This window comes from Metabacillus rhizolycopersici (assembly GCF_020075705.1).
Map to the genome: position 1 here is coordinate 20,308 of NZ_JAIQUM010000018.1, position 24,086 is coordinate 44,393.

The window sequence follows — 24,086 nt, forward strand, 5'->3', positions numbered from 1 at the left end:
ACGCTTGCGCTGGATGTCGTGCACTTATCCACAGTACAAGACTTTTATAAAGCGAGACTTCCATCAGTGGGGATTTTCCTTATCCCCCACTGATGGATAGCGAGACTTATCGGGCCTTTACGGGCAGTTATCCCCCACCTTCGCCTCTTTGTGATTCACTCAAGCTTAGAGGTGGGGGTATTACTGCCCGTTAATGCGGGATAAATTCCTAAACAAAGAGATAAAGTCAATCCTTCGCTAGATAAGGGATTGACTTTATTTGTATAATGTTTACATTTGATAATTTTGGATCTTGTTTAACGAATTGGGAGTTTAGTTGCTGTGGAAGCAGAGTGCTTTTTTCTTATTTTCCCGATTACTAATAATAAAAGTGGAAAAAACAAACAAATTGTTAAGGAATAAGGTGTCAATGTGTTTTTAAGAAAGTTATGTAAATGTACAGAATTTGGATGCATAAAGGTAGAAAAAGTAATAATTAAAAACGCTAATGGGTAAGTAAGGATTTTATAGCTTTTTAATCCAAGAACTTGAGCTAACCCAAGAGAAAGTCCGTAAAAACCTATCGTCATCTTAAAATACAGTGATAAAATCCAAACAATTGTCAAAATGATTTCGATTCGATCTAAAAAGTTACCAATGCTTATTTTTTTCGCTAATGTGAACGTGGGATAAAGTTGGATTGCGGTAATGCCAAAACCCAATACCAAAATACTGAAAATAGTGATAATAATTATGGAGGTTCCTCCAATTAACTGTCCTTTATAAAAGGCTTTTTTCATTTCTGTTTTATCAGTAACATACGGTATTATCATTAAAAAGAGGGCAAGCTGTAAGGGGTTCCCCAAGCTACCATATGAGGCCTTTATAATTGGCTTTATACCTTCTCCATAAATAGGTTGAATGTTTTCTAATTTTACTTCAGGGATAAGAAAAAAGAATAACAAGAAAAGCAGCGCTATAATCCAAGGGAAAAAGATTACTGCTGAACGACAGATGACTTCTAATCCTAATCGTACACCGATTAAGCTTGTAATCACAAAAATAATGATAATCATTTGTATGGGTGTTTCAACCAATACTTGCGAAGTAAAAAAATCCGCCATATCTCTAACCTGTCCACAAGTAATGTGATAAACATAAAAAAGATAAATTAGCGCTGTCATTTTGCCAATCCATTTTCCTACTATTTTTTCATTATATTCAACATAAGTCATGGATGGATAAAGGGTGGCTAATTGATTAAATAATAAAACGAAAAATAAAGTAATAAGAGTTGTTAAGATAGCAGCAATCCAAGCATCCTGTTTTGCTACTCTCGCAAGGGGAGCGGTTGTAAGAATTATCGCACTTCCTAACGTAAATATGATGACTAATATTTGAAATTCACTGGCATTTATCTTACCCTTTTCGAGCATAGTTACCTCCAACATTCAAATAATATTTAGTATCCCAATAAATCCCTATAATTATTAGATAAACTATGAGGGGGTATAAGTGAGTTAGCAGTACAAGTTGCTTTATGTTAAATTTACAAAGGTTTTAAAACAATCGATTTATCCCTAATCACTCTTCATTAAGTTCAAAAAAGCTCGGTCGAATATGACCGAGCTTTTTTGAATCTTTCATATCAATGGAATCTTACCTTCAATCTCCTTAATCGAATCATCTAAAATACGAATCAAATTCCCTATTTCTTCTTTAGTAATAATCAGTGGTGGTGCAATGACAATTGTATCTTGGCCATCAAATATGACAGAGCGGCAAATGAGACCACGTTTCGCAGCTTCATTAACGATTAGTGGTGATACCGGTGTTTGAAATTTCTTTTGATCTTCGTCGACGAATTCAATCGCAGCCATTAGCCCAAGTCCCCTTACTTCACCAACGATTTTGTGATTAGCTTGAATCCACATCAGTCCTGCTAACAATTCTTTTCCCATAGACTCTGCATTACCAATGAGGTTTTCCGTTTCAATTAGTTCCAGATTTTTTAATGCAACGGCACAGGCCATCGCGTGGCCACTATATGTGTAACCATGTAATAACGTTCCTGTTGAGAGCTTCTTAAATTCCTCATGGATTTGCTCAGTTAGCATGACTCCACCAAGTTGTGCATATCCACTTGTTACCCCTTTTGCAAAACACATCATGTCAGGAGTGACTCCGTAATGTTCGATTCCAAACCATTTGCCTGTGCGCCCAAATCCTGTAATCACTTCGTCCGTGATAAATAAGATTTCATTTTCTACACAAATTTCCTTCACTTCTTTAAAGTAGGTTGCAGGTGCGATATGAACTCCACCGGCACCTTGCACTGGTTCAGCAATAAACGCGGCAATTGTTTCAGGTCCTTCCGCTTCAATTAGCTCTCGTAACATAACAGGTTCAACATGATCGACATAGTAAAAATCTGGAGCTAGTGAACTCGAAAATTCTCTAAATGGCTTTAAGCCCGTCGCACTTGTCGCACCCATCGACACGCCATGATAGGATTTTGTTCTTGAGATGATTTTTTTCCGCTCCGGTTTCCCTTTTAACATCCAATAATGGCGGGCAAGTTTATACGCTGAATCATTCGCTTCTGATCCACCAGATGTAAAAAAGGTTGCCATTAAATCACTAGATGCTAATTCAGCAAGCTTTGCGGATAATCGTATCGCCGGTTCGTTACTAAACGTCGCAAAACATGAGCTATATGCAAGCTTTGTCATTTGTTCCTTTGCTACTTCACCTATTTCAGATCTTCCGTGTCCTACATTCACATTCCAAAGTGATGACATCCCATCGATCACAATCTTTCCTTTTACATCCTCGAGGTAAACGCCCCTCCCTTCTTTAAAAATAAACGAAGGTCCAGCATCCTGCTGCTGTTGAATCGAGGATGTTGGATGAAGAAAATGGTTTTTATCTAATTCCTCAAGCTCACGAATATCATCCATCCAGTTAGGCATCATAACCATCCTTTTTGTTAGAATTAAGGTCCTGATACTTTGAAAGTGTTCTAAAAAACTCAAGTGGTAACAGTACAGAATCTTTATTAAATCTTATTTTAAGTTTATTGCACTTTTTTGTTCTCTGAATATATTTAATCATTATTTATGCTAAAATTCTCCAAACATAACAGCTTATAGAAGATAAATTCTATGTTGCATGTACATGTTGTAACTATTCTTTTAAAAGATGATCTAAAATCCTTCGTCCTCTTCGCTTATCCTTTTTGTTTCCTTTTTTAATATTTCTGCTTTATCCGTGTTTTCCCAAGGCAGTTTGATATCTGATCTTCCAAAGTGTCCATAACACGCAGTTTGAAAATAAATGGGTTGCCTTAGATTTAACATCTGAATAATACCTGCAGGGCGAAGGTCAAAGTATTTACGTATTAGTTGAACGATCTTTTTTTCTTCTATTTTTCCTGTACCAAACGTTTCAACGGCTATTGAAACAGGGGTAGCTACTCCAATAGAGTAAGCGAGTTGAACTTCACATTTTTCTGCAATCCCTGCTGCAACAATATTTTTAGCTACATAACGTGCTGCATAGGCTGCCGAACGGTCAACCTTTGTTGGATCTTTTCCTGAAAATGCACCGCCCCCATGACGTGAAAATCCACCATACGTATCCACAATAATTTTGCGACCAGTTAAGCCTGCGTCTCCCTTTGGTCCACCAATGACGAATCGACCAGTCGGGTTAATAAAATATTTTGTGTTATCATCAATTAATTTAGTTGGTACCACGTGAGCAATTACATGACGAAGCAGATCTTTTTTTATTTGTTCTAATTCTACTTCAGGATCATGTTGCGCAGAAATAACGATTGTATCAATGCGAACAGGCTTCACGTCTTCGTATTCTACTGTAACCTGAACTTTTCCATCTGGACGTAAATAACTAATCATCCCATTTTTTCTCACTTTTGTTAAACGTTTAGCTAGGTTGTTGGACAGAGAGATTGGTAATGGCATTAGCTCCTGGGTTTCATTGCAAGCAAAACCAAACATCAATCCTTGATCTCCGGCACCAATTGCTTCTATTTCATCCTCATTCATTAAACCTTCACGTGCCTCTAGAGCTTTATTAACTCCCATAGCTATATCAGAAGATTGCTTATTCAACGCAATTAAAATCTTACATGTATCCGCATCAAAACCATATTCAGTGTTTGTATAACCGATATTTCGAATGGTTTCTCTCACTATTTCTAAGAAATCTACTTTGCTATCCGTTGTAATCTCTCCCGATAAAACAACTAAGTCTGAACTAACTGAACTTTCACAAGCAACGCGGGCATTTGGATCTTTTTCAAAAATGGCATCTAATACAGCATCAGAAATTTGATCACACATTTTATCAGGATGACCTTCTGTAACCGATTCTGAAGTAAATAGGTGTCGTTGTTCTTTAAACATTACTTTCTCACCTCCAAAAATTATCATTTTTTATACCATTTATCTTTTACGCCAATGTTTTCAAGGATCATATGAAAAGCTTTGAATAATAAATTACTCTATCAGGTATCTGAGACTTTTAAAAAGTTTCCTTTTGGAATTTTCCATACAGAGTTAATTTCTTCAACGAACATTAGAACGATTTTAAAATATGATACGGCAATTAGATAATAAAGGTCTGTACTATTTCCTAGCTAAAATAAATAAAATTTAACACCTTACACAAAGTTCAAAACCCGTGAATTTCTGGGCTTACGTATTGCTTATCTAAATTAAAAATGGTCCACTGTATCTAACAGTAAACCACCACCACAAAAGTAATTTCCATAGATTAATTTTTATTTTAAATTTTGAAGTTTACTCGAATACTGACCTGCTTTATCAGGATAAACAATACCTTGTTCTGTCACAAAGGCAGTTACAAGTGAAAAAGGCGTAATATCAAATGCAGGGTTATACACTCTTATCCCTTGTGGTGCTATCCGTTTTCCTAATCCAACCATAATTTCATCTTCCGAACGTTCTTCTATCTGAATTTCTTTTCCGGTTGGTGTACTTAAATCAATAGATGATAGCGGAGCTGCTACATAAAATGGCAATTTATGCTCTTTTGCTAAGATAGCTACTGTATAGGTTCCAATTTTATTAGCAACATCACCATTGGCAGCCACCCGATCCGTTCCAACAATAACAGCCTGCACTGATTGATTGGCCATAACAACCGCTGCCATATTATCACAAATAAGGGTCACATCAATTCCTGCCTGCTGCAATTCCCATGTAGTAAGACGTGCCCCCTGAAGAACAGGACGAGTTTCATCTACAAATATCTTTAAATTCCACTCTCGTTCTTTAGCGATATAAAATGGAGCTGTTGCAGTTCCATACTTGGCAGTCGCTAAACTCCCCGCATTGCAATGTGTAAGAATTCCCATACCGTCTTGAAATAAGCTAAGAGCATGTTCTCCAATATCTCGACAGACTTTTTCATCTTCTTCTTGAATCTGTAAAGCTTCTTTAAGAAGAATTTTCTTAATAACCTCTACATTTGATCCTTGTTTTTGTTCTTGATAAGCTCTTTCTTTTAAACGTTTTAATGCCCAGAACAGGTTAACAGCTGTCGGCCGTGCTGTTGCTAAAAAATCCGATTTTTTTTCTAAATCTTCAATGAAGGTACTCACATTATTTTCATGGTTGTTTTGAACTCCTAAATAGAGACCATAGGCAGCCGCCATCCCAATAGCTGGTGCACCACGTACTTTCAAAAATCTAATCGCTTCCCATACCTCTTCTATAGTAGACAGTGACAAAAACACAGTTTCTTCAGGAAGGAGGGTCTGATCGAGTAATATTAGTTGATCTTTTTTCCATTGAACGGATTGAATAAACTCACTAATCTTGATCTACCTCCTGATTTTTAACATACCTGACTAAAGAAGTGAGATCACCGATTTTTTGTGCTGTTTCCCTTTTCAATACTAATTGTTGTCCAATCGCGAGGGCTAATCTTTCGCCTTTTGCTCTTAATTTGGGATCGTTTATGCTTTCCAAATCAGAAACATGGGCTAAACCGATTACTCGACGCATCATTTTACATCCCGCATATCCTAATGAATCTTGAAGCAAACGTAGTATATAATCATCTTCATATCCCTGTATGGATGCATAAGGCTCACTAGCTTTTCCCTTCCATAAAATTCTAAATTCCTCTTCAAAGACTATCCAAATTTCCTCTACTGTATTTAACAAATAATCTTGGTATTGAAGCCGTTCTTCTTGATCTAGGGTATGTCCTTCATGAGAGCAAAAATTGAGTAATAGATTGGCAATCACTGCTCCAATGTCAAAACCCATCGGCCCGTAAAAGGAAAACTCTGGATCAAACACTTTCGTGTCCGTTTCTGTGACCATAATACTTCCTGTATGAAGGTCTCCATGGATAAGTGCCTGAGCATGAGTAAGGAATTTTTCCTTTAACTTAGTGATTTCAAGTTTAAGCTCACCATGACCCCAAATCTCTTCGATTACTTCCTTAATTAGCGGGTTAAATTGATTCGTTTTCGCATCGTAATATGGATCAGTAAACACAAGATCTTCAGTAATTTTACACAATTCAGGATTTATAAATTGTACTACTTTCTGTTTTTTATCCTGATGATCCAACGCTAAATCTGAAGTTAAAAATAGAGTTCTAGCTAGAAACGTGCCTATATGTTTTGCAAAATAAGGATAACGATTACGAGAAATGAGTCCTTTACGCATGATGATGTGACTGGATAAATCCTCCATAACGGTTAATGCCAACTCTTTATCGTAATGATAAACTTTTGGGACTAAGCCAGGGCAAATACTATTTTGTATCATTAATGCTTCACTCTCAATACGGGCCCTATCCAATGTTAACGGCCATGACTCCCCAACAACGCGAGCATAAGGAAGTGCTTGTTTTATAATGACACTTTTACCTGAGGAACCATTTTCTATTATTCGGAAAACTAGATTTAGATTTCCATCACCTATTTCCTTGCAAATTAGCTGAGCATTTTCCGAAAATAAACCCGGAATCTTTCTAACATATTCGATTATTTCTAACTCACTAAGCACATGGTAACTTGAATTTGACATGAATCGCCTCTCCCTCTCATAGATTCTCTCCCGAGTAAAATCAACTATGTGTTTGTCGTGGCTCTATTAAAAGCTAGACAAAACAACTGTTTTTTTTAGTTTACTCACTAAAAAGGTCATGTCATCATATGTTGTTTTTAAGAGAGAGGTGATTAATTATCGAAAATAACAACTTTATAGTCAAAGCATCCAACCAAATGAATCGCCTTCCTAATCAATTTTTCTCCACCTTAGTTGGAAAAGTGAATGGGTTTATCAATGCTGGGTATGATGTTATTAATCTAGGACAAGGCAATCCAGACCTTCCTACTCCGCCACATATTGTTCAATCATTACAAAAGGCTGTGGAAAATCCGATCAATCATAAATATCCGCCGTTTACAGGGAAAATTGAACTGAAGAAAGCTATATGTACTTGGTATCAAAACGAACATGGGGTTACATTGGATCCGGAGAAGGAAGTAGCTATATTGTTTGGAACAAAAACCGGACTCATCCAACTATCACAAATTTTGCTGAATCCAGGTGACATGGCTCTCGTCCCTGACCCAGGCTATCCTGATTATTGGTCAGGAATCGCCATTGCCGGTGCTGAGATGGTCCCTATGCCGCTAAATTCTACTAAAGGATTTTTCCCTGATTTTTCAACGCTTACACCGTACCAACGCAAACATACAAAATTAATGTTTCTTAATTACCCATCAAACCCGACAGGCGCTTGTGCGACTAGTTCCTTCTTTGATGAAGCCATTTGCTTTGCAGAGAAAAACAATATTGTTATTGCCCATGATTTTGCCTATGGAGCAATCGGCTTTGACGGGCACAAACCGATCAGTTATTTATCCCGACCAGGTGCTAAGGATGTTGGCATCGAATTTTACACGTTATCAAAAACCTATAATATGGCTGGATGGCGGGTCGGATTTGCACTTGGTAATCAAGAGCTGATTCGCTTAATTAATGAACTTCAAGACCACTATTTTGTGAGCTTATTCGGTGGGATTCAAGACGCGGCTATAACAGCTTTGACCTCCTCTCAAGGAAGTGTCCGAGAACTTGTTGACACCTACGAATTACGGCGCAATGCCCTTTTTGAAGAACTAAATAAAATTGGCTGGAATGCACCGCTTCCTAAAGGATCCTTCTTTGCATGGCTGCCTATTCCAAAGGGTTACACATCAAGCCATTTTGCTGACACCTTATTAGAAAAAGGGAAAGTTGTTGTGGCTCCAGGAATCGGTTTTGGCAAATACGGAGAGGGTTATGTTCGAGTAGGATTTCTTACTGAAGAGGAACGCATTCGGGAAGCAGTGCAGCGAATTTCTAAATTATCTATCTTTTAAAGTATCGTGTTGAATGAACAAAAAACTTGGTTAATCAACAAAACTTACTAACATCACTATCTTTTAGATCTCTCTACAACCTTTATATTCAGGAGGTGAAATGTTTGTGACAACTGACCAAAACTATGTTACTGCTACTTATTTAGTTCATGGTCATTTTGATTTTTACAAAAAAGCGCAAGAAATCGCTATAGGACTTACTGTGGGAAGTTGGACAGATCTCCCTAATGCTAAAAAAGAACAAATGATACCGCATTTAGGGAAAGTAATCGAAGTAAAAGTGCTAAATCATAATTCAGATGAAATACCTCAAGCTCTATTAATGATCGGTTACCCGCTTGTTAATATGAATCCGGATATTCCCTCGATCCTCACAACAGTCTTTGGTAAATTATCAATGGACGGTCAGATTAAATTAATAGATTTGCATATACCAGATTCCCTTCTTTCGCAATTTCCAGGACCGCGTTTTGGAATCGATGGAATAAGAAGGCTGTTAGGAGTTCACGACCGACCATTACTAATGAGCATCTTCAAACAATGTATCGGGCTTCCTATAAATGAACTAGAAAAAGAATATCAAAATCAAATTGATGGACAGGTGGATCTTATAAAAGATGACGAGATTTTCTTTCGTGATGATTATGCACCCGTTTTAAAACGAATAGCTACTTTTGAAAAACAAAATCAACACCATAAAGAAACAACCGGAAAAAAAGTACTTTATGCAGTTAACCTAACCGGACCAGTTACTCAACTTCTTGAGAAAGCAAAACATTTAAGTGATGCGGGAGCATCTTGCTTATTACTAAATGTAGCTCCATATGGATTTGATATTCTCCACCGAATAGCCGCAGATCCAGATGTGAATATTCCGATTATGGCACATCCAGCCTTTACCGGTTCGTTTTACCCTTCACCTTATTATGGTTTATCTGCTCCGTTGCTTTTAGGTAAATTAATGCGTTTATCAGGTGCTGACATTGTTCTCTTCCCCTCTCCTTACGGTTCTGTAGCGATGCCAAAAGATGAAGCTTTGAATTTAGCCAAACAACTAAAATACCCTAACAAAATACATCGGCCAGCATTTCCAACACCTTCGGCAGGAATACATCCAGGTCTTGTTCCAACACTATATCGCGATTTTGGAGATCATTTCATTGTTAATGCGGGGGGAGGAATTCATGGACATCCTCAAGGCACTTCAGCTGGAGGAAAGGCATTTACTGATGCGATTCAAGCAGTCGTATCAGGTCGAACACTTGCGGAAGCAGCAGAAGACTCTGCTGAACTTCGTTCGGCAATTAATAAATGGGGTGCGTTATAACCTTGGGCTCAATCAAAAAAATGACCATTTTTTGTGATTTTGATGGAACAATCACAAAAAGTGACAACATCATCAATATTATGAAGTATTTTAATCCTCCTGGTTGGGAAACGATTAAGAATGATATTTTGACTGGACGAATGAGTGTTCGAGAAGGAGTAGGACGTATGTTTTGGCTATTACCAACATCACACCGAGAAGAAATCACTCATTACGCTATAAAACAAACCAAAATCCGAACAGGTTTTGATCAATTTATTCAATACTGCCAGGATAGCAATATTCGCCTTCTCATTACTAGCGGAGGAATAGACTTTTTCGTTTTCCCTATTTTATCTAACTATCCTATTCCAAATCATGATATTTATTGCAATTCTTGCGATTTTAGTGGCAAACAAATCAAAATTCTATGGCCTTTTTCTTGTGATGCACTATGCACCAAAGATTGTGGAATGTGTAAACCAAGTATTCTTCGTTCTCTTTCAGCAAATGATGATATAAAAATTGTCATTGGAGATAGTATCACAGATTTAGAAATTGCTAAATTAGCTAAACTTGTTATCGCAAGAGATTTCCTTTTACAGAAATGCAAAGAACAGCCTCTTCCTTATAAAGAATTTGATACATTTTTAGATGTAGTTAATATATTAAAACAAATTAAGCGTGGTGAAGACCTATAACCAAAAATGAGTTTGAAAATATCAATCTTGAAGCAATCCAACAGGCCTTTAAAACATTACAAACTGCTAAAGGAACTCTATCACAAAGAGGGTGGTTTCCAGCAACTAGTGGGAACATGTCCGTTCGTATCAAATGTTCTTCATTAGAAAATAATCAGCCTATTATCGCAATAACCTCTAGTGGTAAAGACAAATCGGTTCATACTTCAGAAGACTTTCTTTTAGTAAATTTGAATGGAGATCTTTTTTATCCTACTAACTTAAAACCTTCTGCTGAAACTTTAATTCACACCTCTATATATCAATTGATCCCTAATTGTGAAGCAGTTTTTCATGTCCATACAATTTATAATAATCTCATTTCGGCTCTTTACGGTGATCAAGGGAAAGTAATTTTCATGAAACATGAAATGCTTAAAGCATTTAATATTTGGAAAGAAGATGCTTCAATAACAATTCCAATTGTAGAAAATCATGCTAATATTCCTAAATTAGCAGAAGAAATCAGGAGAGTTATCCACCCCGAGGTACCAGGAGTATTAATCAAAAACCATGGAATTTATGTATGGGGTGATAGTGACTTTGCTACTAAACGCCATTTAGAGGCATTTGAATTTCTATTTGAATATCAAATTAACATGTTTTTTTTAGAGAAATTTAATCAAACTTAAATCATAAAAAAGGAGAAATGAACTATGGCAACAATTAGAATGCGTAATACCAATAAAAGATTAACACAAGAACAAGAGGTTAAAAGTTTTTTAGATGAACAAGGAGTACTTTATGAACATTGGGATATGGAAAAGTTACCAAATGATCTGCATGATAATTTTACCCTTTCTGATGAGAAAAAAGAAGAAATTCTTTCCCTCTTTGATTCCGAAATTAGATCCCTTGCAAATCGACGTGGCTATGAAGAATGGGACATTGTTGCATTGTCCGATGCAACTCCTAATTTAGATGAGCTCCTAAAGAAGTTTGAACAGGTACATGTTCATACCGAAGATGAAGTTCGTGCAATCACAGCAGGAAATGGGATCTTTACAATCAAAGGCGATTCCGGTTATTTCGATGTAGAATTGTCTGCTGGGGATGTAATTTCTGTTCCTGTTAACATACCCCATTTCTTTACGTTAATGGAAAACCGTCAAGTAGTGGCCGTTCGATTGTTTATTGATGCTTCAGGCTGGGTTGCTCATCTATATGATGATCCGGACTTCAAATCGTAATAGAAATGAGTGATTAATTTTAAACTAAGAAACCGATGTTGTGTAATCAGCCTCTTTCATCTGAAAGAGGCTTTTCCATATTATCATTAACAAGTTTATCTTTTAACAATTTATGATCAAGAAGCCAAGATATACCGTCATGATCCACGATGACTTTTAAAAAATCATCCTTTCCGGATTTATCGTTTGATTTCCACCTAGTATAGGTGATTGACACTAACATCGATACAAATGCATCACGAAAATAATCATCCTTGAAATATTCGTTATTCCAGCCCCTTATCCTTTCGGTGGAACTTGATCGTCCGTTTATTTTTTTCCATGCGTCTACTAAAAACGTTTTTTCTTTTTCAACATCCCTATTTCCTTCTATTTTAAACGGAAAATTACTATAGGGTCTTGTTTCTAAATATACTCTCTTCGTTGCTCCTGATATAGGTAAACGACTTATCCAATCACTAATCTTAAGATAACTTTCATAGTGCCACCTTTGATTAAAATGAGTGCTATCATTTTTTTCAAGCTGTACATCACGAATCGTATATTCCGGTTTTACTGGAGTACTTAAACTAGCACCTGTCGTAAATATGATATATTCCTTTAAATAAGAATTCCTCGCCTTTTGATATCTGTTTTCAGAAAAAAATTTAATACTACGGTACAGAAATTCGAACGCATCTTCGCTTCCATTTGTTTTCATCTCCCAATACATTCTATCCTTATACATAATTACAACACAATCTCTTTCATTTTGGTAACTAAAACCGAGGCTTACTCCAACAAACAAAGAATTTTGCTGAATTTCACTAAAATCCAATGGTGGTATTTCTTTGTTTTCTTGTCTCTTATCTCGCCAAGGGTTACTTTTCTCATTTACTAATTTCATAGTACATCACCTTCTTTCGAACAAAAGCGAAATTCCTCAATCAGCATCGGGCAAATAAGACGTTCATGAATCGAAGATGCTCTTTCCCCTTAATTAGTGGCTTGACCCTAGATGCAGTCAAAAACACGATGTCCTGTCGCACTGACTTTACTTACCCGTCCTGTGCTTCAGATCTGGATGGCAAAGCGCTTATCCACAATACAAGAATTTAATAATTTCCTGGTAAACGATAAAAAATCACCATCACTAAGATGACTCCAAAATTATATTATTTCGGCACAACCCATATTATGACTAAACTCATTTAAATTAATGATGTACTTCTTAAGTACTGAGGATTTTGGACATTTTTTTCATAACGATCGGTGAGAAAAACAAATACATTTGTTCTCCACATTTTTCGCATGAGAACATCGGAGGAGTTGTTGGATCTCCATCATCCATTAAATCACAATCTCTTACTACATTTAAAGGAATCTCTTCTTTTTCATGACACGTTTGATTTTAACGATATTTCTACCCACTGTTTGTTGAAAGATTGATACGAGTTCTTTTGCTTTTTTCTTTATACGACGTGAATACACTTCATAATATCGGATTGTCTTAAAATTCTCATCAGGAATATACCGAATTAGACGACCGATAAACTCCTCTACCGAAATTGTTTCTCTCTTCTCTTTGCCATCTGTTTTATCAATATATTTAAAGGTGACGAACTGTCCATCATATTCCTCAATCCGCCCTAAAGATATCACGGGTCGACGAATATAACGGCCAATATACTTTAGCTGCTCCTTTACATTCCCTCTTTGTTTTGGCGCATACACATAGAAGCCTTTCGCATTTGCAGAAAAGGCTTTTTGTAAAAGGGGCTAGATTCGCTTTTTCTCTTTTTCACTCACATTCCTTCTAATCAACTTAAGTACCACTGTCTGCCATTGTTTTCTCAACAAATCAAACGGAATGTAGTTATATGTTTTCCACTCATCATTCTCTTTCATACCTCCCATAGTCAAGAGCATATGGACATGGGGATTAAAATTAAGGCGCGAGCCAAACGTATGTAAGCCAGCAATAACTTCAGAAGTCACCTTCATTTTCTTTTCAAAAAAATTCTGAACGATTCGTACTGCCTGATCCATAAATTCTTTTAATAAATATCGGTGCTTTAAGAAAATATCTCGTAACCCTTTATCAATCGTAAATATCATATGGCGATGATTGACTTGAAAGACTTCTTCTTGTAGAACCCTTCCCCGTTCCTCCATCTCTCCACAACTACATGTTGTACAAAACCTTCCTTTACATCGGTATGGAACTCGCTTAACATCATGACAACCTTCGCATACAAATAATTTAAATCCATTCTTTGGATTACCACAATCTCGAAACTTTTCCACCTCTTTTATCACGTTAGAGCGAAGTAACCGATCATATTTACTTTTGAACTTCTCCCAGTGTTTGTTATGATCAAAAAAGAGCGTTCTTAAAATATTTGTATCCATACCCTTATTTTCTCGAAAATCCAAAAAAGGGACAACTTATAAATTCTGGTGATATTATAAAAAAGAGTGAATGAAAAGAATAATTTCCCTCTTTTCATTCACCCTTGCAAAATCGACCATTTTGGAAATATGATATCGCGAAGAATTGCAACGGTATTCGGTTTCGTTTAAACGCATAAACCAAATTAGTTTTTAGAATAGCTTTATACACCTTATCTATTATCTTCTGGAACTAACAGACTAGTTATATCTTAATAAAAAAACAAATCTTTTTAATATAAATCTTTTATTTCCTTTTGATATAAATCATGCAATTTTAGTTGGGTCTCCGTATTAACAAACGCATTCTCTTGTTCTTCCTTAATTGATGAAGGAATCTCAAACATAGTTTCCATGTTAGTAGGAAGGGCTTGATGAGGGACAGAGATATTTGGTATTTTTCTGGATATTTTTTCGTGTGTTGCTAAGTGAAATCCCCATAAACCGAAGGAAGGAACAATTACATTGTATCCCTTAGTATAGAGGCCTGTTCTCTTTATTGTTTTACCAATGCTCCAAAATACTTGTGGTGCATCCTCAGGTGAATTAGATTGGCAAACTAATGCACCATCTTCCGATAAAAGATTGGCTACTTTACTGAATAATTCCTTTGTATATAATGAACTTAAGATTGAATTAACAGGATCTGGAAAGTCAATGATAATTACATTATATTGTTGTAGCTCTCCTGCTAGATATTTCTTGGCGTCTTTGATGTGAACATGAACCCTGCTATCTAAAAATGAGCGATTGTTTTGAGCTAATAGTGATGGATTGGTTTTGGCAAGTTCAATGATCATTGGATCAATGTCAACAAGATCAACATGTTTCACATCTGGATATTTAAGAACTTCACGTAATGCAAGACCGTCCCCTCCACCTAAAATGAGAACACGTTCATTGGAAGCTGCCACCTCCATCACCGGGTAAACTAACGCTTCATGATAATGTCTTTCATCCAAAGAACAAAATTGTAACTCCTGGTCTATATACAAACGTAGATCATTGGCCTCAACTAATAATATGTCTTGAAATTCACTTGCCCCATGATATAGAATGTTATGTTTTCCAGCTGTCATTTCTTTTAACTGCTTCATATCCCATTCATTTCCGCGATCATCGCGTAATTGAAACAATGATCGAGATTCTATGTTTTTTTCTATCGAGGCGTTTGAAGTAAGATTTATTTTTTTCATTACAGGTTTGTTGTTGGATTCTTCTCCGCGAGAGAGCTCATACACGTTTGTACGCTTAGCTTCTATTTTTTCAAGAATCGCTTTTAACGCCGGCCATATATCCTGGTTTCCACATGTATATAAATCTAATGCCGCATATCCATGTTCCGGCCATGTATGAATTGAAACATGGGAAGTTGATATACCAATGACCCCCGTAACCCCCTGAGGTGAAAAAGAATGGAAATGAGTTGATAAAATCTCCATTCCTAATTGATTGATTGCTTTCGTTAACAATTCTTTTAACTGTTCCGCATTATTAAGAATATCTTCGCTGCACTCGTACGCATCGATAATAAAATGCTGTCCTCTCATATCCATAGATAGAAACACTCCTAATTAGTATACTAGAGATATATTGTCATAGTACGATTACCTTCCCGAAATCTTTTTAATAATCGCATATTTTCTAATTACCCCCATTTTCTTCTTATACTATATGTTCAGGCTATTAATTAAGTTTGTACTCATTTCTTAATTTATCAAAATGGTGAAGAAGCATATTTTCATATTTATAAAACAAGTAACTATACCATTTCAATCTCTATCATATTTCTTGTATAAAGGTAAGCGGAAAGAACCCGCTTACTGTTTTATAGCTTCCAAATTAGCCTATAAAAAGACTAGTTTCCTTCAATCACACAGTGTAGAGCTAGCTCGTCCAATCCAAACGCCCTCTCGGCTGCTATTATTGTAGAGCATGACAACTCTTTTTTTAAAAATAAGAAAATGGCGAAAGAGAATGTCATTTATACAACCTGGTCACCTGAATGTTTTCTTGAAGTGGCAATATTTAGCTATCCAATGTTTATGAAGCATCATACACCACTCTTTCTGTATGAAAATTTTTATGATCTCGAATTTAAGGTAACGTTAGGAGACATACAGTATTATGGTTGTTTATGCCAGATGAAAAAGTATATCCTCTATGCAAGTTGTATGACATGGAAGGTGGTTTTTTATATAAGGTAAATGAACATACGACAGAGTTAATTCGTTCAAATCTTGATGACGTGGATAAATTGTGGAACACTGGCATGAAGGTTCTAGATCCTCTTGTCGCGACATTGGAAGGTGAGGATTTGGTCGGTGTACTTCTTGTTTATGAAAACAAGGAACGATATATGTACAATGTGTTAAGCAATGATTCCATCTTTTCTCAATACAATACAAATGCCACATACTTTCAAGTAGCCTGTGGCATCTATGCTTCCTTATCCGTACTATTATTGGATCAAATACCAAAAGGAGTTTATTATGTTGATGCGTTATTGTTAAAAACAAGCAACCACTATGGTCAATTTCCAACTTATTATATGACTGATTTTGTAACAGGTGAAAGCAAGTATACTGACGGTCTCTTACTCCAGAGAATGAAAAATAACCGTAATTAATCGTCAATGATTACAGAGGATTTATAGCCACGATATTTATTGGAAACATGATATACTCTCTTCCTTTTCCATCTTCCAGGTAAATACACTCCCCTTCTTTAAAAATAAAAGCAGGTCCAGCATCCTGCTGCTGTTGAATCGAGGATGTTGGATGAAGAAAATAGTTTATATCAAGTTGCTCCAGTTCACGAATGTCATCCGTCCCGTTTGGCATTCTTACCACCTTTTTTGTACTTAATTTTATTCATTTTCACACCAATCAACGATTGTTAAGGCAATGATTTCCGCCGCTTCGAACACCTTGTTAATCTCAATATATTCATTTGGAAAATGCGCTTTTTCTGTTACTCCAGGTCCAAAAACGATCGTCGGTGTTGCTCCAACCTTTGTTAATAGACCTCCGTCCGTTCCCCACGGAGACGCTTCAATGATTGGGGATTCACCTATGACATCTTGATAGCTATTTATCAATTTTCCAATTAATTCATGCTCAAGCTCGATTGCACCTGGAACCCACCTAGCACCGAACCATTCAAGTATTGCCGGCTGTTGTTCAAACCATGAATCGAGTTCTTTTAGTTTTGCGATCCAGCTTTCCATCTCTCTTTTTGCTTCTTCCAATGATTCATCTGGTGAGACTCCCATTCGTCCTTCAAGTGAGACATAATCAGCCACTGAGGAAGGCCAGTCACCACCGTTTATTTTCCCAATATTGATTGGTATTGGAATCGGAATTTTGCTATATAATGGGTCAGTGATCCGTTCATTTCTACGTTTTTCCAGCTCGCGAATATGTTCCACAACAAGTAATGATTTTTCAATCGCACTTACACCCTCATAACGCGTTCCTCCATGAGCAGAGCGGCCTTTCACGTGAATTCGAAACCACATCGATCCTTGCTGTTTCGGGAAAATTTTCATATTTGTCGGTTCAGGGATAATCGCAGCATCTGCTTTGTATCCTCTTAAAATGGCAGCTAGTGTCCCAGCACCCCCACTTTCTTCCTCAATCACACTTTGAAAAAAAACATCTCCTTTTAAGGGGATGCCAAGTGCACGAAGAGCTGATAAGGCTAAAAGCAGTGAGACATTACCACCTTTCATATCGGTAGCACCGCGCCCAAATAATTTTCCATCGATAACTTCTCCACTATAAGGATCATGCTCCCACTGCTCTAGATCTCCTTCAGGAACGACATCAATGTGACCATTCAAAATAAGCGAGCGTCCTTCACCTGTTCCTTTTAAGATTCCGACAACATTCAGACTCCCATTAAATTTCGTTCGCGATGAGGAAAAATAAGGATGCTTCACTAATTCGTTCCCATCAGGCTCCCATATATCTACTTTCAAACCGATGTCACGCAGTGCTTCAATTACAATTGTTTGTGCCAATTGTTCATTTCCTTGTGTACTACGAGCCTGCACTAATTTCTGCAAAAGCATTGTACCCTCTTCACGGTTCCTTTTTAGCCACTGATTGATTCGCGTTTGTAGCATTTTACGGTTATCACTCACCTTGCTCCCCCCTAAAAAATCAGACTTAGTTAACCGTTCCTAAATCCTTCGAAACTTGTAAAGGTGCATCAGTATTCAAAACAACTTCTTCTGTAGTAAATGGAGACATTACCTCTTTTAACAGCAGCCCATGGTCTGTCACTTCAATCACAGCCATATCCGTAATGATGATACTGACACACTCTTTTGCAGTTAAGGGCAATGTACATGTTTTTAAAATTTTCGGTTCACCTTTTTTATTACAATGATTCATGAGAACAATGACTTTTTTCGCCTTTTTCGCAAGCTCCATAGCACCACCGATTCCTGGAATTCTTTTTCCAGGAACAATCCAGTTAGCCAAATCACCTTTTTCACTCACTTCTAACCCACCGAGGATTGTAAGATCTAAGTAACCTGAGCGAATCATTCCAAAAGCTGTGGCACTGTCGAAATAGGAAGCCCCTGGGACAATGGTAACAGGAAAGCCTCCAGCGTTGCAAAGGCTTGGATCCTCTAACCCTTTTTCTGGTGATTTCCCCATACCGAGAACCCCATTTTCTGCATGAAACATGACATGGACATCATGACTAAGATGATTTGGAACAAGCGAGGGAATCCCAATCCCTAAATTAACAATCATACCGTCCTTGATTTCCCGTGCTGCTCGTTTGGCAATGCGGTTTCGAATATCTACTCCCATGCCCATTTCCAATCTACTCCTTTACTTTGAATGACAAGATCAACGAATACTCCAGGTGTCACAATCATCTCGGGGTTTAGTTCACCTATTTCAACAATTTCCTCTACTTCCGCAATTGTAAATTTTCCCGCCATTGCCACGAGCGGATTTGTGTTCCGAGCGCTTGTTTCATAAACGAGATTTCCAAACGTATCTGCTGTTTTTGCGTAGACAATGGCGATATCAGCTGTCAAAGCTGTTTCTAGCAAATACTCCTCCCCATGAACGATGACTCTTTGTTTCCCTTCCTCTACCATACTATCAATCCCAATGTCTGTTAAAACCCCACCAAGGCCAACACCGCCTGCCCTTATACGTTCAACTAATGTTCCTTGTGGAGAAAATTCCACTTCAAGCTTCCCCTCCATCATTAACTGTCCGGCGACCGGATTAGAACCGATATGAGAAACAATGAGTTTTTTTGCTCTGCCTTGACTTACAAGCTTACCGATTCCAATCGTAGGAAATCCGGCATCATTTCCAATCAAGGTTAGTTCCTTTACCCCTTTTTCAAGCATGCCATTTATGATTGTTGGCGGATTTCCAACTCCCCCAAATCCACCAAACATGAGGGTACACCGATCATGAATATATGACAGCGCATCTTCGAGGGTTCCTACTTTGCTGATTGATTTTTTTGGAGGTATTTCCGTCACATCTGTCTCCTCCTACCTTAGCTAATTTCACTTTGAATCTCTGAAATGGTCTCTTCGAAAAGAACAACTAGCTGATCAATCTCCTCTTTCGTTATGACAAACGGTGGAGAAAGTATGACTGCATCGCCGTTTACTCCTTCATTACCTGTTGATGCCGGATAAATGAGCAACCCTTTATCTCTAGCTTTTTCGACGATTTTACTCGTTAACTCTGTTTCGGGCGTAAACGAACGTTTTGTTGTTGGATCAGCGACAAACTCAATCCCAATCATGAGTCCTTTTCCACGTACATCACCAATGATGTCGGTGGTCAATGCGAGTGCTTTCAATTTTCCAAGTAAATAGTCACCGTTATCTTTCACTTTTTCTATCAACCTATGTTTTTCTATATAATCAAGAACAGCTAAAGCTACTGCCGCCGATTGGGGGTTTGCACTATACGTATGTCCGCTCATTATCGACCCGGAACCTTTTAAAATAGGTGTCATTACTTTTTCGCTAACAAGTGTTGCTGCAATTGCTGTATAACCAGCACTCATTCCTTTCCCTAATGCAATGATATCTGGTTTCACGTCCCAATGATCCATCCCGAACATTTTTCCGGTACGACCAATACCTGTCATCACTTCATCAGCAATAAATAAAATATGATGTTGATCACAAATGTCTTTGATTTTTTTGTAATAGCCCTCTGGAGGGACAATGACACCGCCAGCTGCTCCGACAATAGGTTCAGCGATAAATGCAGCAATATGTTCAGTACCTATTCGCTGAATAGCGACTTCTAAGTCACTCGCACAAAACAGGTGACAATCTGGGTATGTTTGATTAAATGGACACCGATAGCAATAGGGAGCTGAAACAGAAGGATATTCCTCTAGCAACGGAACAAATCGTTCACGTCGCTTAACATGACCTGACATCGATAATGCCCCAAGCGTGATTCCATGATAGCTAATCCAACGGGAAAGGATTTTATTTTTCCGATAATTACCCTGCTCCTGCCAATGTTGAATTGCGATTTTCATTGCAGTTTCTGTTGCTTCTGAGCCACTATTTACAAAAAATGACCAATAGTCCTCATCTGCATCAACAAGCTCATTTAATTTTCTAGCAAGCATTTCTGCTGGCTCTGACGTAAATTGTGAGCGATAGACAAATGATACTTTATTCGCCTGTTCATCCATTGCTTTAATAATTTCCGGGACACGGTGACCGATGCTTGCTGTGACTGCACCTGAGGAACCATCTATATACTTTTTTCCAGTAGTATCATAAAGATAGATGCCATTCCCGTGAGTCACTGTTGGATAATGATCATTCATCATTGGTTTAATCAATAACGAACGTTTCACATAAATCTCCTCTCTTTCATAGCAGGCAACAATCACATTTAATCTAGCTATTAAAATTTTTCTACTTGTGATGAGTTTTTCATTTGATGTGAGGAGAGTTATGTCGGAATTGATGGAATCAGCGAACCACTGATTCCTTTCAAATAAACACTCATGACAATTTGAGGCTTAAATTAAAATTTAAAATAGTTTCTTTTTAAAAATCTTGGAAGTGCCATCAACTCATCATAGGGGATCCCATTTCCTATCCTTTTTGTGTCCACTAATAATAGCTGATCCTCTAACGCCTCAATTGTTGCTTCAGTTTGATACTCCATTCCACATGAAGTGCATTTTATTCCAGGTGTTTCCGTTATTTCAATCGCCCGCGAACCATCAGGAAGCTCCCAATATACTGTACATGCGATTTCACTAGCATGTAACTTTTCACACCATTCACATTTCAAGATCATCCACACCCTTAACGCATTATTTCTCGCCTTTCTTTTCCTTCTGTAACTGTGCGAGATATTTTTTCTCTTTCAGTTCATCACGTTTTTCTCTTTTATCTTTTAATGTAGAAAAGGTTGGGCTCTCTTGAAAGTTTTTTCTGCGATCATAACGCTCAAGTGAATCAGGTACTAAGGTGAATTGTTCATCATTCATTAAACCTGTAATCCCTATTTTCGACGGTTCCATATCATGACTTTGATAGATTTTATTAAAATAATCATCTGCACGACCAGCAATATAATTCTCTGGCTCTGGATAGGTTGTAATGACACCTTCAAAATTACGTAGTACTATTTTTGCAGGACTTTGGGATATCATATAGTTAGGTTGTAGAGTGATTTTCCCACCACCCCCAGGAGCATCTACGACAAAGGTAGGTACGGCATACCCGCTTGTATGTCCACGTAGCCCTTCAATGATCTCAAGCCCCTTTGAAATCGGTGCACGGAAATGACCAATTCCTTCTGAAAGATCACATTGGTAAATATAGTAAGGACGAACGCGGATTTTCACTAAATCATGCATAAGTTTTTTCATGATTGGAACGCTGTCGTTAATTCCAGCTAAAATAACCGCCTGGTTTCCAACAGGGACTCCTGCATCAACAAGCATTTCACAAGCACGTTTCGATTCTTCGGTAATTTCTATTGACGTATTGAAATGAGTATTTAACCAAACAGGGTGATACTTTTTCAAAATATTGCAGAGGTTTTCAGTGATTCGTTGTGGAAAAACGACAGGAGCTCTTGTGCCAATTCGGATAATTTCTACATGTGGAATTTCTCTTAAGTTTTTTAATATATATTCAAGTATCGTGTCATTAATGAGTAAACCATCTCCACCAGAAAGAAGGACATCACGAACCTCTGGTGTGTTTCGAATGTAGTCGATTGCACCATCTAGCTGCTTTTTAGGAACACCCATGCCTATCTGTCCTGAGAAACGGCGCCGAGTACAATAGCGACAATACATTGAACACTGGTTTGTGACGAGGAATAAAACGCGATCTGGATAACGATGTGTTAAACCTGCGACAGGTGAATCTTCATCCTCTTCAAGTGGATCTTCTAAATCATATTTCGTTTTCTTTATTTCTTCTCCAATCGGGACAGATTGCATCCGGATCGGACATCTTACATCATTTGGATTCATTAATGCTGCATAATAAGGAGTAATGTTTAGCGGAATTGTTTTTGTGGAAATTCTTACGCCTTCTTCTTCTTCTGGTGTTAGGTTGATGACCTTTTTAAGATCATCAAGTGTCCGGATCGTGTTCGTTAACTGCCAGATCCAATCATTCCACTTCTCTTCTGGTACATCCTTCCATAGTTCAATATCTTTCCAATGGCGGTCAGGTTTATATAAATCATGAAGCATGTTGGATTCCCCCTTAGTTTCCTGATTAACTCGCAAATTTTGCACAATAACAAAAGCAATGGATGTCATGCGCTCTCCACAGTTCAAGCATATTATAGTTTCTTAAACAAAATATTGTCTCTCTTATGTGAAGGCTAAAAAAGGCTATCGTACATCAAAATCGTGATATACGCCTCTTTTCTATATATGCAAGTTAGGTCCATTAGGGGAATCGTTCTACAAATTAATCATAGCAGTTTACCAATTTTCAGTAGCGACTATAAAGTAGAAAGATCCTTAACCCATACATTCATATCCTCTAATTTTTCGTAAATATAACAGTTGTTGGTTAACCTCCCGTTATATTCATAGCCTAGCTGATAGAAGGCAGCATTCATCCCGAACGAACGTGCTCGCGCAATCGAATAAGCGCAATGAATACCGTTATTCTTTAATTCATTTTCGAGGTGGATTATCAGTTTTTTCATCAATCCATACTTTCGATGATCTAATAACGTGGCGCAATCAGTTAATTCTGCATTGTGGAGTGTGTGATTAATTTCTGCTGATGCAGCACTCACTAGTTGTTTATCGCATTCTACAACGTAAAAAGCATTACCACTACTAATCATTTTTTTTACATATTCTGCATTATTCATTGGTGTCGGGTACACCGCAAATACCTTTTTATAAAGATCGGCAAGTTGATCAGCGTCTTGTACCGTCGCTTTTCGGAAATGATAACAATCCGGTGATAGTAGTTCTTCAGTCTTTCTTTCTTTTTCCATTATCGTATGAAGTGTCGCATCTTCTTCAATCCAAGAGTTGCTCGTTCTCCGTTCGATTTCTTTGTAACTGGTCATCATATACATATCCGTTCCATTAAAGTAACCCTTTATCATTGCTTCTAACTCAAATCCCTTTGATAGAAGTAGCTGCCAATGTTCTGGTAAAGAATAAAAGATGATTTTTGAAAATCTGTGCTGACCTACCACTCGTTCAAGTTCATCTAAAATCATTGTCATATTTCCCCGGTAATGATCGACACGAAGGCGTTCATTAAAATAATCGAGAAACAGTTGGATTGAATAATCCGTCGTTTTCGCGTTTTTCGTTTCGTACGTCGGCTTCACAAGTATCCTCCTTTTTGTATATTTGTTCTACAAGAAAATATCTTACTTTTTTATTTTAGTGCTTTTCTCGTGGGTTCTAAGGTCGTGTGGCTCCTTGCTGTTGACTAGATTGTTTTAGAATTCGCTAAGACATGTTTTCCTTGA

General features: G+C 37.4%; 21 protein-coding genes and 1 pseudogene. 6 read left to right on the plus strand and 16 right to left on the minus strand.

Going from position 1 to position 24,086, the window contains the following annotated elements; all coding sequences use genetic code 11:
* Positions 1-296: 296 nt before the first annotated feature.
* The 5 genes from K9V48_RS10400 to mtnK form a co-directional block, all read right to left on the minus strand.
* Positions 297-1,415 (minus strand): GerAB/ArcD/ProY family transporter, encoded by a 1,119-nt coding sequence (locus K9V48_RS10400; protein ID WP_224138939.1) that lies wholly within the window; start codon positions 1,413-1,415, stop codon positions 297-299.
* Positions 1,416-1,622: 207 nt separating this feature from the next.
* Entirely contained in the window at positions 1,623-2,951 is a 1,329-nt protein-coding gene (locus K9V48_RS10405; RefSeq protein ID WP_410429610.1) for an aminotransferase family protein, read from the minus strand.
* A 234-nt stretch (positions 2,952-3,185) separates the two neighbouring features.
* Positions 3,186-4,409 carry a methionine adenosyltransferase gene (metK, locus tag K9V48_RS10410; RefSeq protein WP_224138941.1) on the minus strand — a complete coding sequence of 408 codons (1,224 nt, stop codon included), beginning with the start codon at positions 4,407-4,409 and terminating at the stop codon, positions 3,186-3,188.
* Positions 4,410-4,786: 377 nt separating this feature from the next.
* The gene (mtnA, locus tag K9V48_RS10415; protein WP_224138975.1) at positions 4,787-5,851 is read right to left on the minus strand and encodes an S-methyl-5-thioribose-1-phosphate isomerase; all 1,065 of its coding nucleotides are present in this window, start codon (positions 5,849-5,851) and stop codon (positions 4,787-4,789) included.
* Positions 5,841-7,073 carry an S-methyl-5-thioribose kinase gene (gene mtnK / locus K9V48_RS10420; protein WP_224138942.1) on the minus strand — a complete coding sequence of 411 codons (1,233 nt, stop codon included), beginning with the start codon at positions 7,071-7,073 and terminating at the stop codon, positions 5,841-5,843. Before mtnK ends, mtnA begins: the two co-directional genes overlap by 11 nt.
* A gap of 158 nt (positions 7,074-7,231) precedes the next feature.
* On the opposite strand from mtnK, the gene K9V48_RS10425 reads away from it, so the two are divergent.
* From K9V48_RS10425 to K9V48_RS10445, 5 genes are all read left to right on the plus strand, one after another.
* Positions 7,232-8,416, plus strand: coding sequence for a pyridoxal phosphate-dependent aminotransferase (locus K9V48_RS10425; protein ID WP_308012548.1), 1,185 nt, complete (start codon positions 7,232-7,234; stop codon positions 8,414-8,416).
* Between the two features lie 100 nt (positions 8,417-8,516).
* Positions 8,517-9,743: a 2,3-diketo-5-methylthiopentyl-1-phosphate enolase gene (locus K9V48_RS10430; RefSeq protein WP_438803881.1), complete on the plus strand. Its 1,227-nt coding sequence runs from the start codon at positions 8,517-8,519 to the stop codon at positions 9,741-9,743.
* 11 nt (positions 9,744-9,754) lie between these two features.
* Positions 9,755-10,423, plus strand: a complete 669-nt coding sequence (locus K9V48_RS10435) for a 2-hydroxy-3-keto-5-methylthiopentenyl-1-phosphate phosphatase (protein WP_308012549.1) — start codon at positions 9,755-9,757, stop codon at positions 10,421-10,423.
* A complete protein-coding gene (gene mtnB, locus K9V48_RS10440; RefSeq protein WP_438803883.1) occupies positions 10,420-11,094 on the plus strand; it encodes a methylthioribulose 1-phosphate dehydratase in 675 nt (224 codons plus the stop codon). The genes K9V48_RS10435 and mtnB overlap by 4 nt, the downstream gene beginning before the upstream one ends.
* 24 nt (positions 11,095-11,118) lie before the next feature.
* Positions 11,119-11,652 carry a cupin domain-containing protein gene (locus K9V48_RS10445; RefSeq protein WP_224138944.1) on the plus strand — a complete coding sequence of 178 codons (534 nt, stop codon included), beginning with the start codon at positions 11,119-11,121 and terminating at the stop codon, positions 11,650-11,652.
* Positions 11,653-11,698: 46 nt separating this feature from the next.
* Here K9V48_RS10445 and K9V48_RS10450 read toward each other — a convergent pair whose 3' ends face one another.
* The 3 genes and pseudogenes from K9V48_RS10450 to speD all read right to left on the minus strand — a co-directional run bounded on the left by K9V48_RS10450 (position 11,699) and on the right by speD (position 15,638).
* Positions 11,699-12,538: a hypothetical protein gene (locus K9V48_RS10450; protein WP_224138945.1), complete on the minus strand. Its 840-nt coding sequence runs from the start codon at positions 12,536-12,538 to the stop codon at positions 11,699-11,701.
* A 479-nt stretch (positions 12,539-13,017) separates the two neighbouring features.
* Positions 13,018-14,043: pseudogene (locus tag K9V48_RS10455) on the minus strand (IS91 family transposase); the annotation flags it as partial.
* 272 nt (positions 14,044-14,315) lie between these two features.
* Positions 14,316-15,638: an adenosylmethionine decarboxylase gene (speD, locus tag K9V48_RS10460; protein ID WP_224138946.1), complete on the minus strand. Its 1,323-nt coding sequence runs from the start codon at positions 15,636-15,638 to the stop codon at positions 14,316-14,318.
* 581 nt (positions 15,639-16,219) lie between these two features.
* Here speD and K9V48_RS10465 point away from each other — a divergent pair.
* Positions 16,220-16,711, plus strand: a complete 492-nt coding sequence (locus tag K9V48_RS10465) for a hypothetical protein (protein WP_224138947.1) — start codon at positions 16,220-16,222, stop codon at positions 16,709-16,711.
* Positions 16,712-16,721: 10 nt separating this feature from the next.
* On the opposite strand, the gene K9V48_RS10470 is transcribed toward K9V48_RS10465, so the two are convergent.
* The 8 genes from K9V48_RS10470 to ablB all read right to left on the minus strand — a co-directional run bounded on the left by K9V48_RS10470 (position 16,722) and on the right by ablB (position 23,942).
* Positions 16,722-16,925, minus strand: a complete 204-nt coding sequence (locus K9V48_RS10470) for a hypothetical protein (protein WP_224138948.1) — start codon at positions 16,923-16,925, stop codon at positions 16,722-16,724.
* Positions 16,926-16,951: 26 nt separating this feature from the next.
* On the minus strand, positions 16,952-18,211 hold the full coding sequence (locus K9V48_RS10475) for a peptidase (protein WP_224138979.1): 1,260 nt from the start codon (positions 18,209-18,211) through the stop codon (positions 16,952-16,954).
* Between the two features lie 43 nt (positions 18,212-18,254).
* A complete protein-coding gene (locus K9V48_RS10480; RefSeq protein ID WP_224138949.1) occupies positions 18,255-18,917 on the minus strand; it encodes a 3-oxoacid CoA-transferase subunit B in 663 nt (220 codons plus the stop codon).
* Positions 18,902-19,606, minus strand: coding sequence for a CoA transferase subunit A (locus K9V48_RS10485; RefSeq protein ID WP_438803882.1), 705 nt, complete (start codon positions 19,604-19,606; stop codon positions 18,902-18,904). The genes K9V48_RS10480 and K9V48_RS10485 overlap by 16 nt, the downstream gene beginning before the upstream one ends.
* Before the next feature lie 17 nt (positions 19,607-19,623).
* Positions 19,624-20,961, minus strand: coding sequence for an aspartate aminotransferase family protein (locus K9V48_RS10490; RefSeq protein WP_224138950.1), 1,338 nt, complete (start codon positions 20,959-20,961; stop codon positions 19,624-19,626).
* A 173-nt stretch (positions 20,962-21,134) separates the two neighbouring features.
* Positions 21,135-21,413, minus strand: a complete 279-nt coding sequence (locus K9V48_RS10495) for a YokU family protein (RefSeq protein ID WP_224138951.1) — start codon at positions 21,411-21,413, stop codon at positions 21,135-21,137.
* 16 nt (positions 21,414-21,429) lie between these two features.
* Complete coding sequence (kamA, locus tag K9V48_RS10500) at positions 21,430-22,830, minus strand: lysine 2,3-aminomutase (protein WP_224138952.1); 1,401 nt, start codon at positions 22,828-22,830, stop codon at positions 21,430-21,432.
* Positions 22,831-23,087: 257 nt separating this feature from the next.
* The gene (ablB, locus tag K9V48_RS10505; RefSeq protein WP_224138953.1) at positions 23,088-23,942 is read right to left on the minus strand and encodes a putative beta-lysine N-acetyltransferase; all 855 of its coding nucleotides are present in this window, start codon (positions 23,940-23,942) and stop codon (positions 23,088-23,090) included.
* Between the last annotated feature and the right edge of the window lie 144 nt (positions 23,943-24,086).

Bases quoted from the DNA above. Each gene is read 5' to 3' on its own strand.
- K9V48_RS10400 (WP_224138939.1), bottom strand. From the start codon at position 1,415: ATGCTCGAAAAGGGTAAGATAAATGCCAGTGAATTTCAAATATTAGTC.
- K9V48_RS10405 (WP_410429610.1), bottom strand. From the start codon at position 2,951: ATGCCTAACTGGATGGATGATATTCGTGAGCTTGAGGAATTAGATAAA.
- metK (WP_224138941.1), bottom strand. From the start codon at position 4,409: ATGTTTAAAGAACAACGACACCTATTTACTTCAGAATCGGTTACAGAA.
- mtnK (WP_224138942.1), bottom strand. From the start codon at position 7,073: ATGTCAAATTCAAGTTACCATGTGCTTAGTGAGTTAGAAATAATCGAA.
- K9V48_RS10430 (WP_438803881.1), top strand. From the start codon at position 8,517: ATGTTTGTGACAACTGACCAAAACTATGTTACTGCTACTTATTTAGTT.
- K9V48_RS10445 (WP_224138944.1), top strand. From the start codon at position 11,119: ATGGCAACAATTAGAATGCGTAATACCAATAAAAGATTAACACAAGAA.
- K9V48_RS10450 (WP_224138945.1), bottom strand. From the start codon at position 12,538: ATGAAATTAGTAAATGAGAAAAGTAACCCTTGGCGAGATAAGAGACAA.
- speD (WP_224138946.1), bottom strand. From the start codon at position 15,638: ATGGATATGAGAGGACAGCATTTTATTATCGATGCGTACGAGTGCAGC.
- K9V48_RS10465 (WP_224138947.1), top strand. From the start codon at position 16,220: ATGCCAGATGAAAAAGTATATCCTCTATGCAAGTTGTATGACATGGAA.
- K9V48_RS10470 (WP_224138948.1), bottom strand. From the start codon at position 16,925: ATGCCAAACGGGACGGATGACATTCGTGAACTGGAGCAACTTGATATA.
- K9V48_RS10475 (WP_224138979.1), bottom strand. From the start codon at position 18,211: ATGCTACAAACGCGAATCAATCAGTGGCTAAAAAGGAACCGTGAAGAG.
- K9V48_RS10480 (WP_224138949.1), bottom strand. From the start codon at position 18,917: ATGGGCATGGGAGTAGATATTCGAAACCGCATTGCCAAACGAGCAGCA.
- K9V48_RS10495 (WP_224138951.1), bottom strand. From the start codon at position 21,413: ATGATCTTGAAATGTGAATGGTGTGAAAAGTTACATGCTAGTGAAATC.
- kamA (WP_224138952.1), bottom strand. From the start codon at position 22,830: ATGCTTCATGATTTATATAAACCTGACCGCCATTGGAAAGATATTGAA.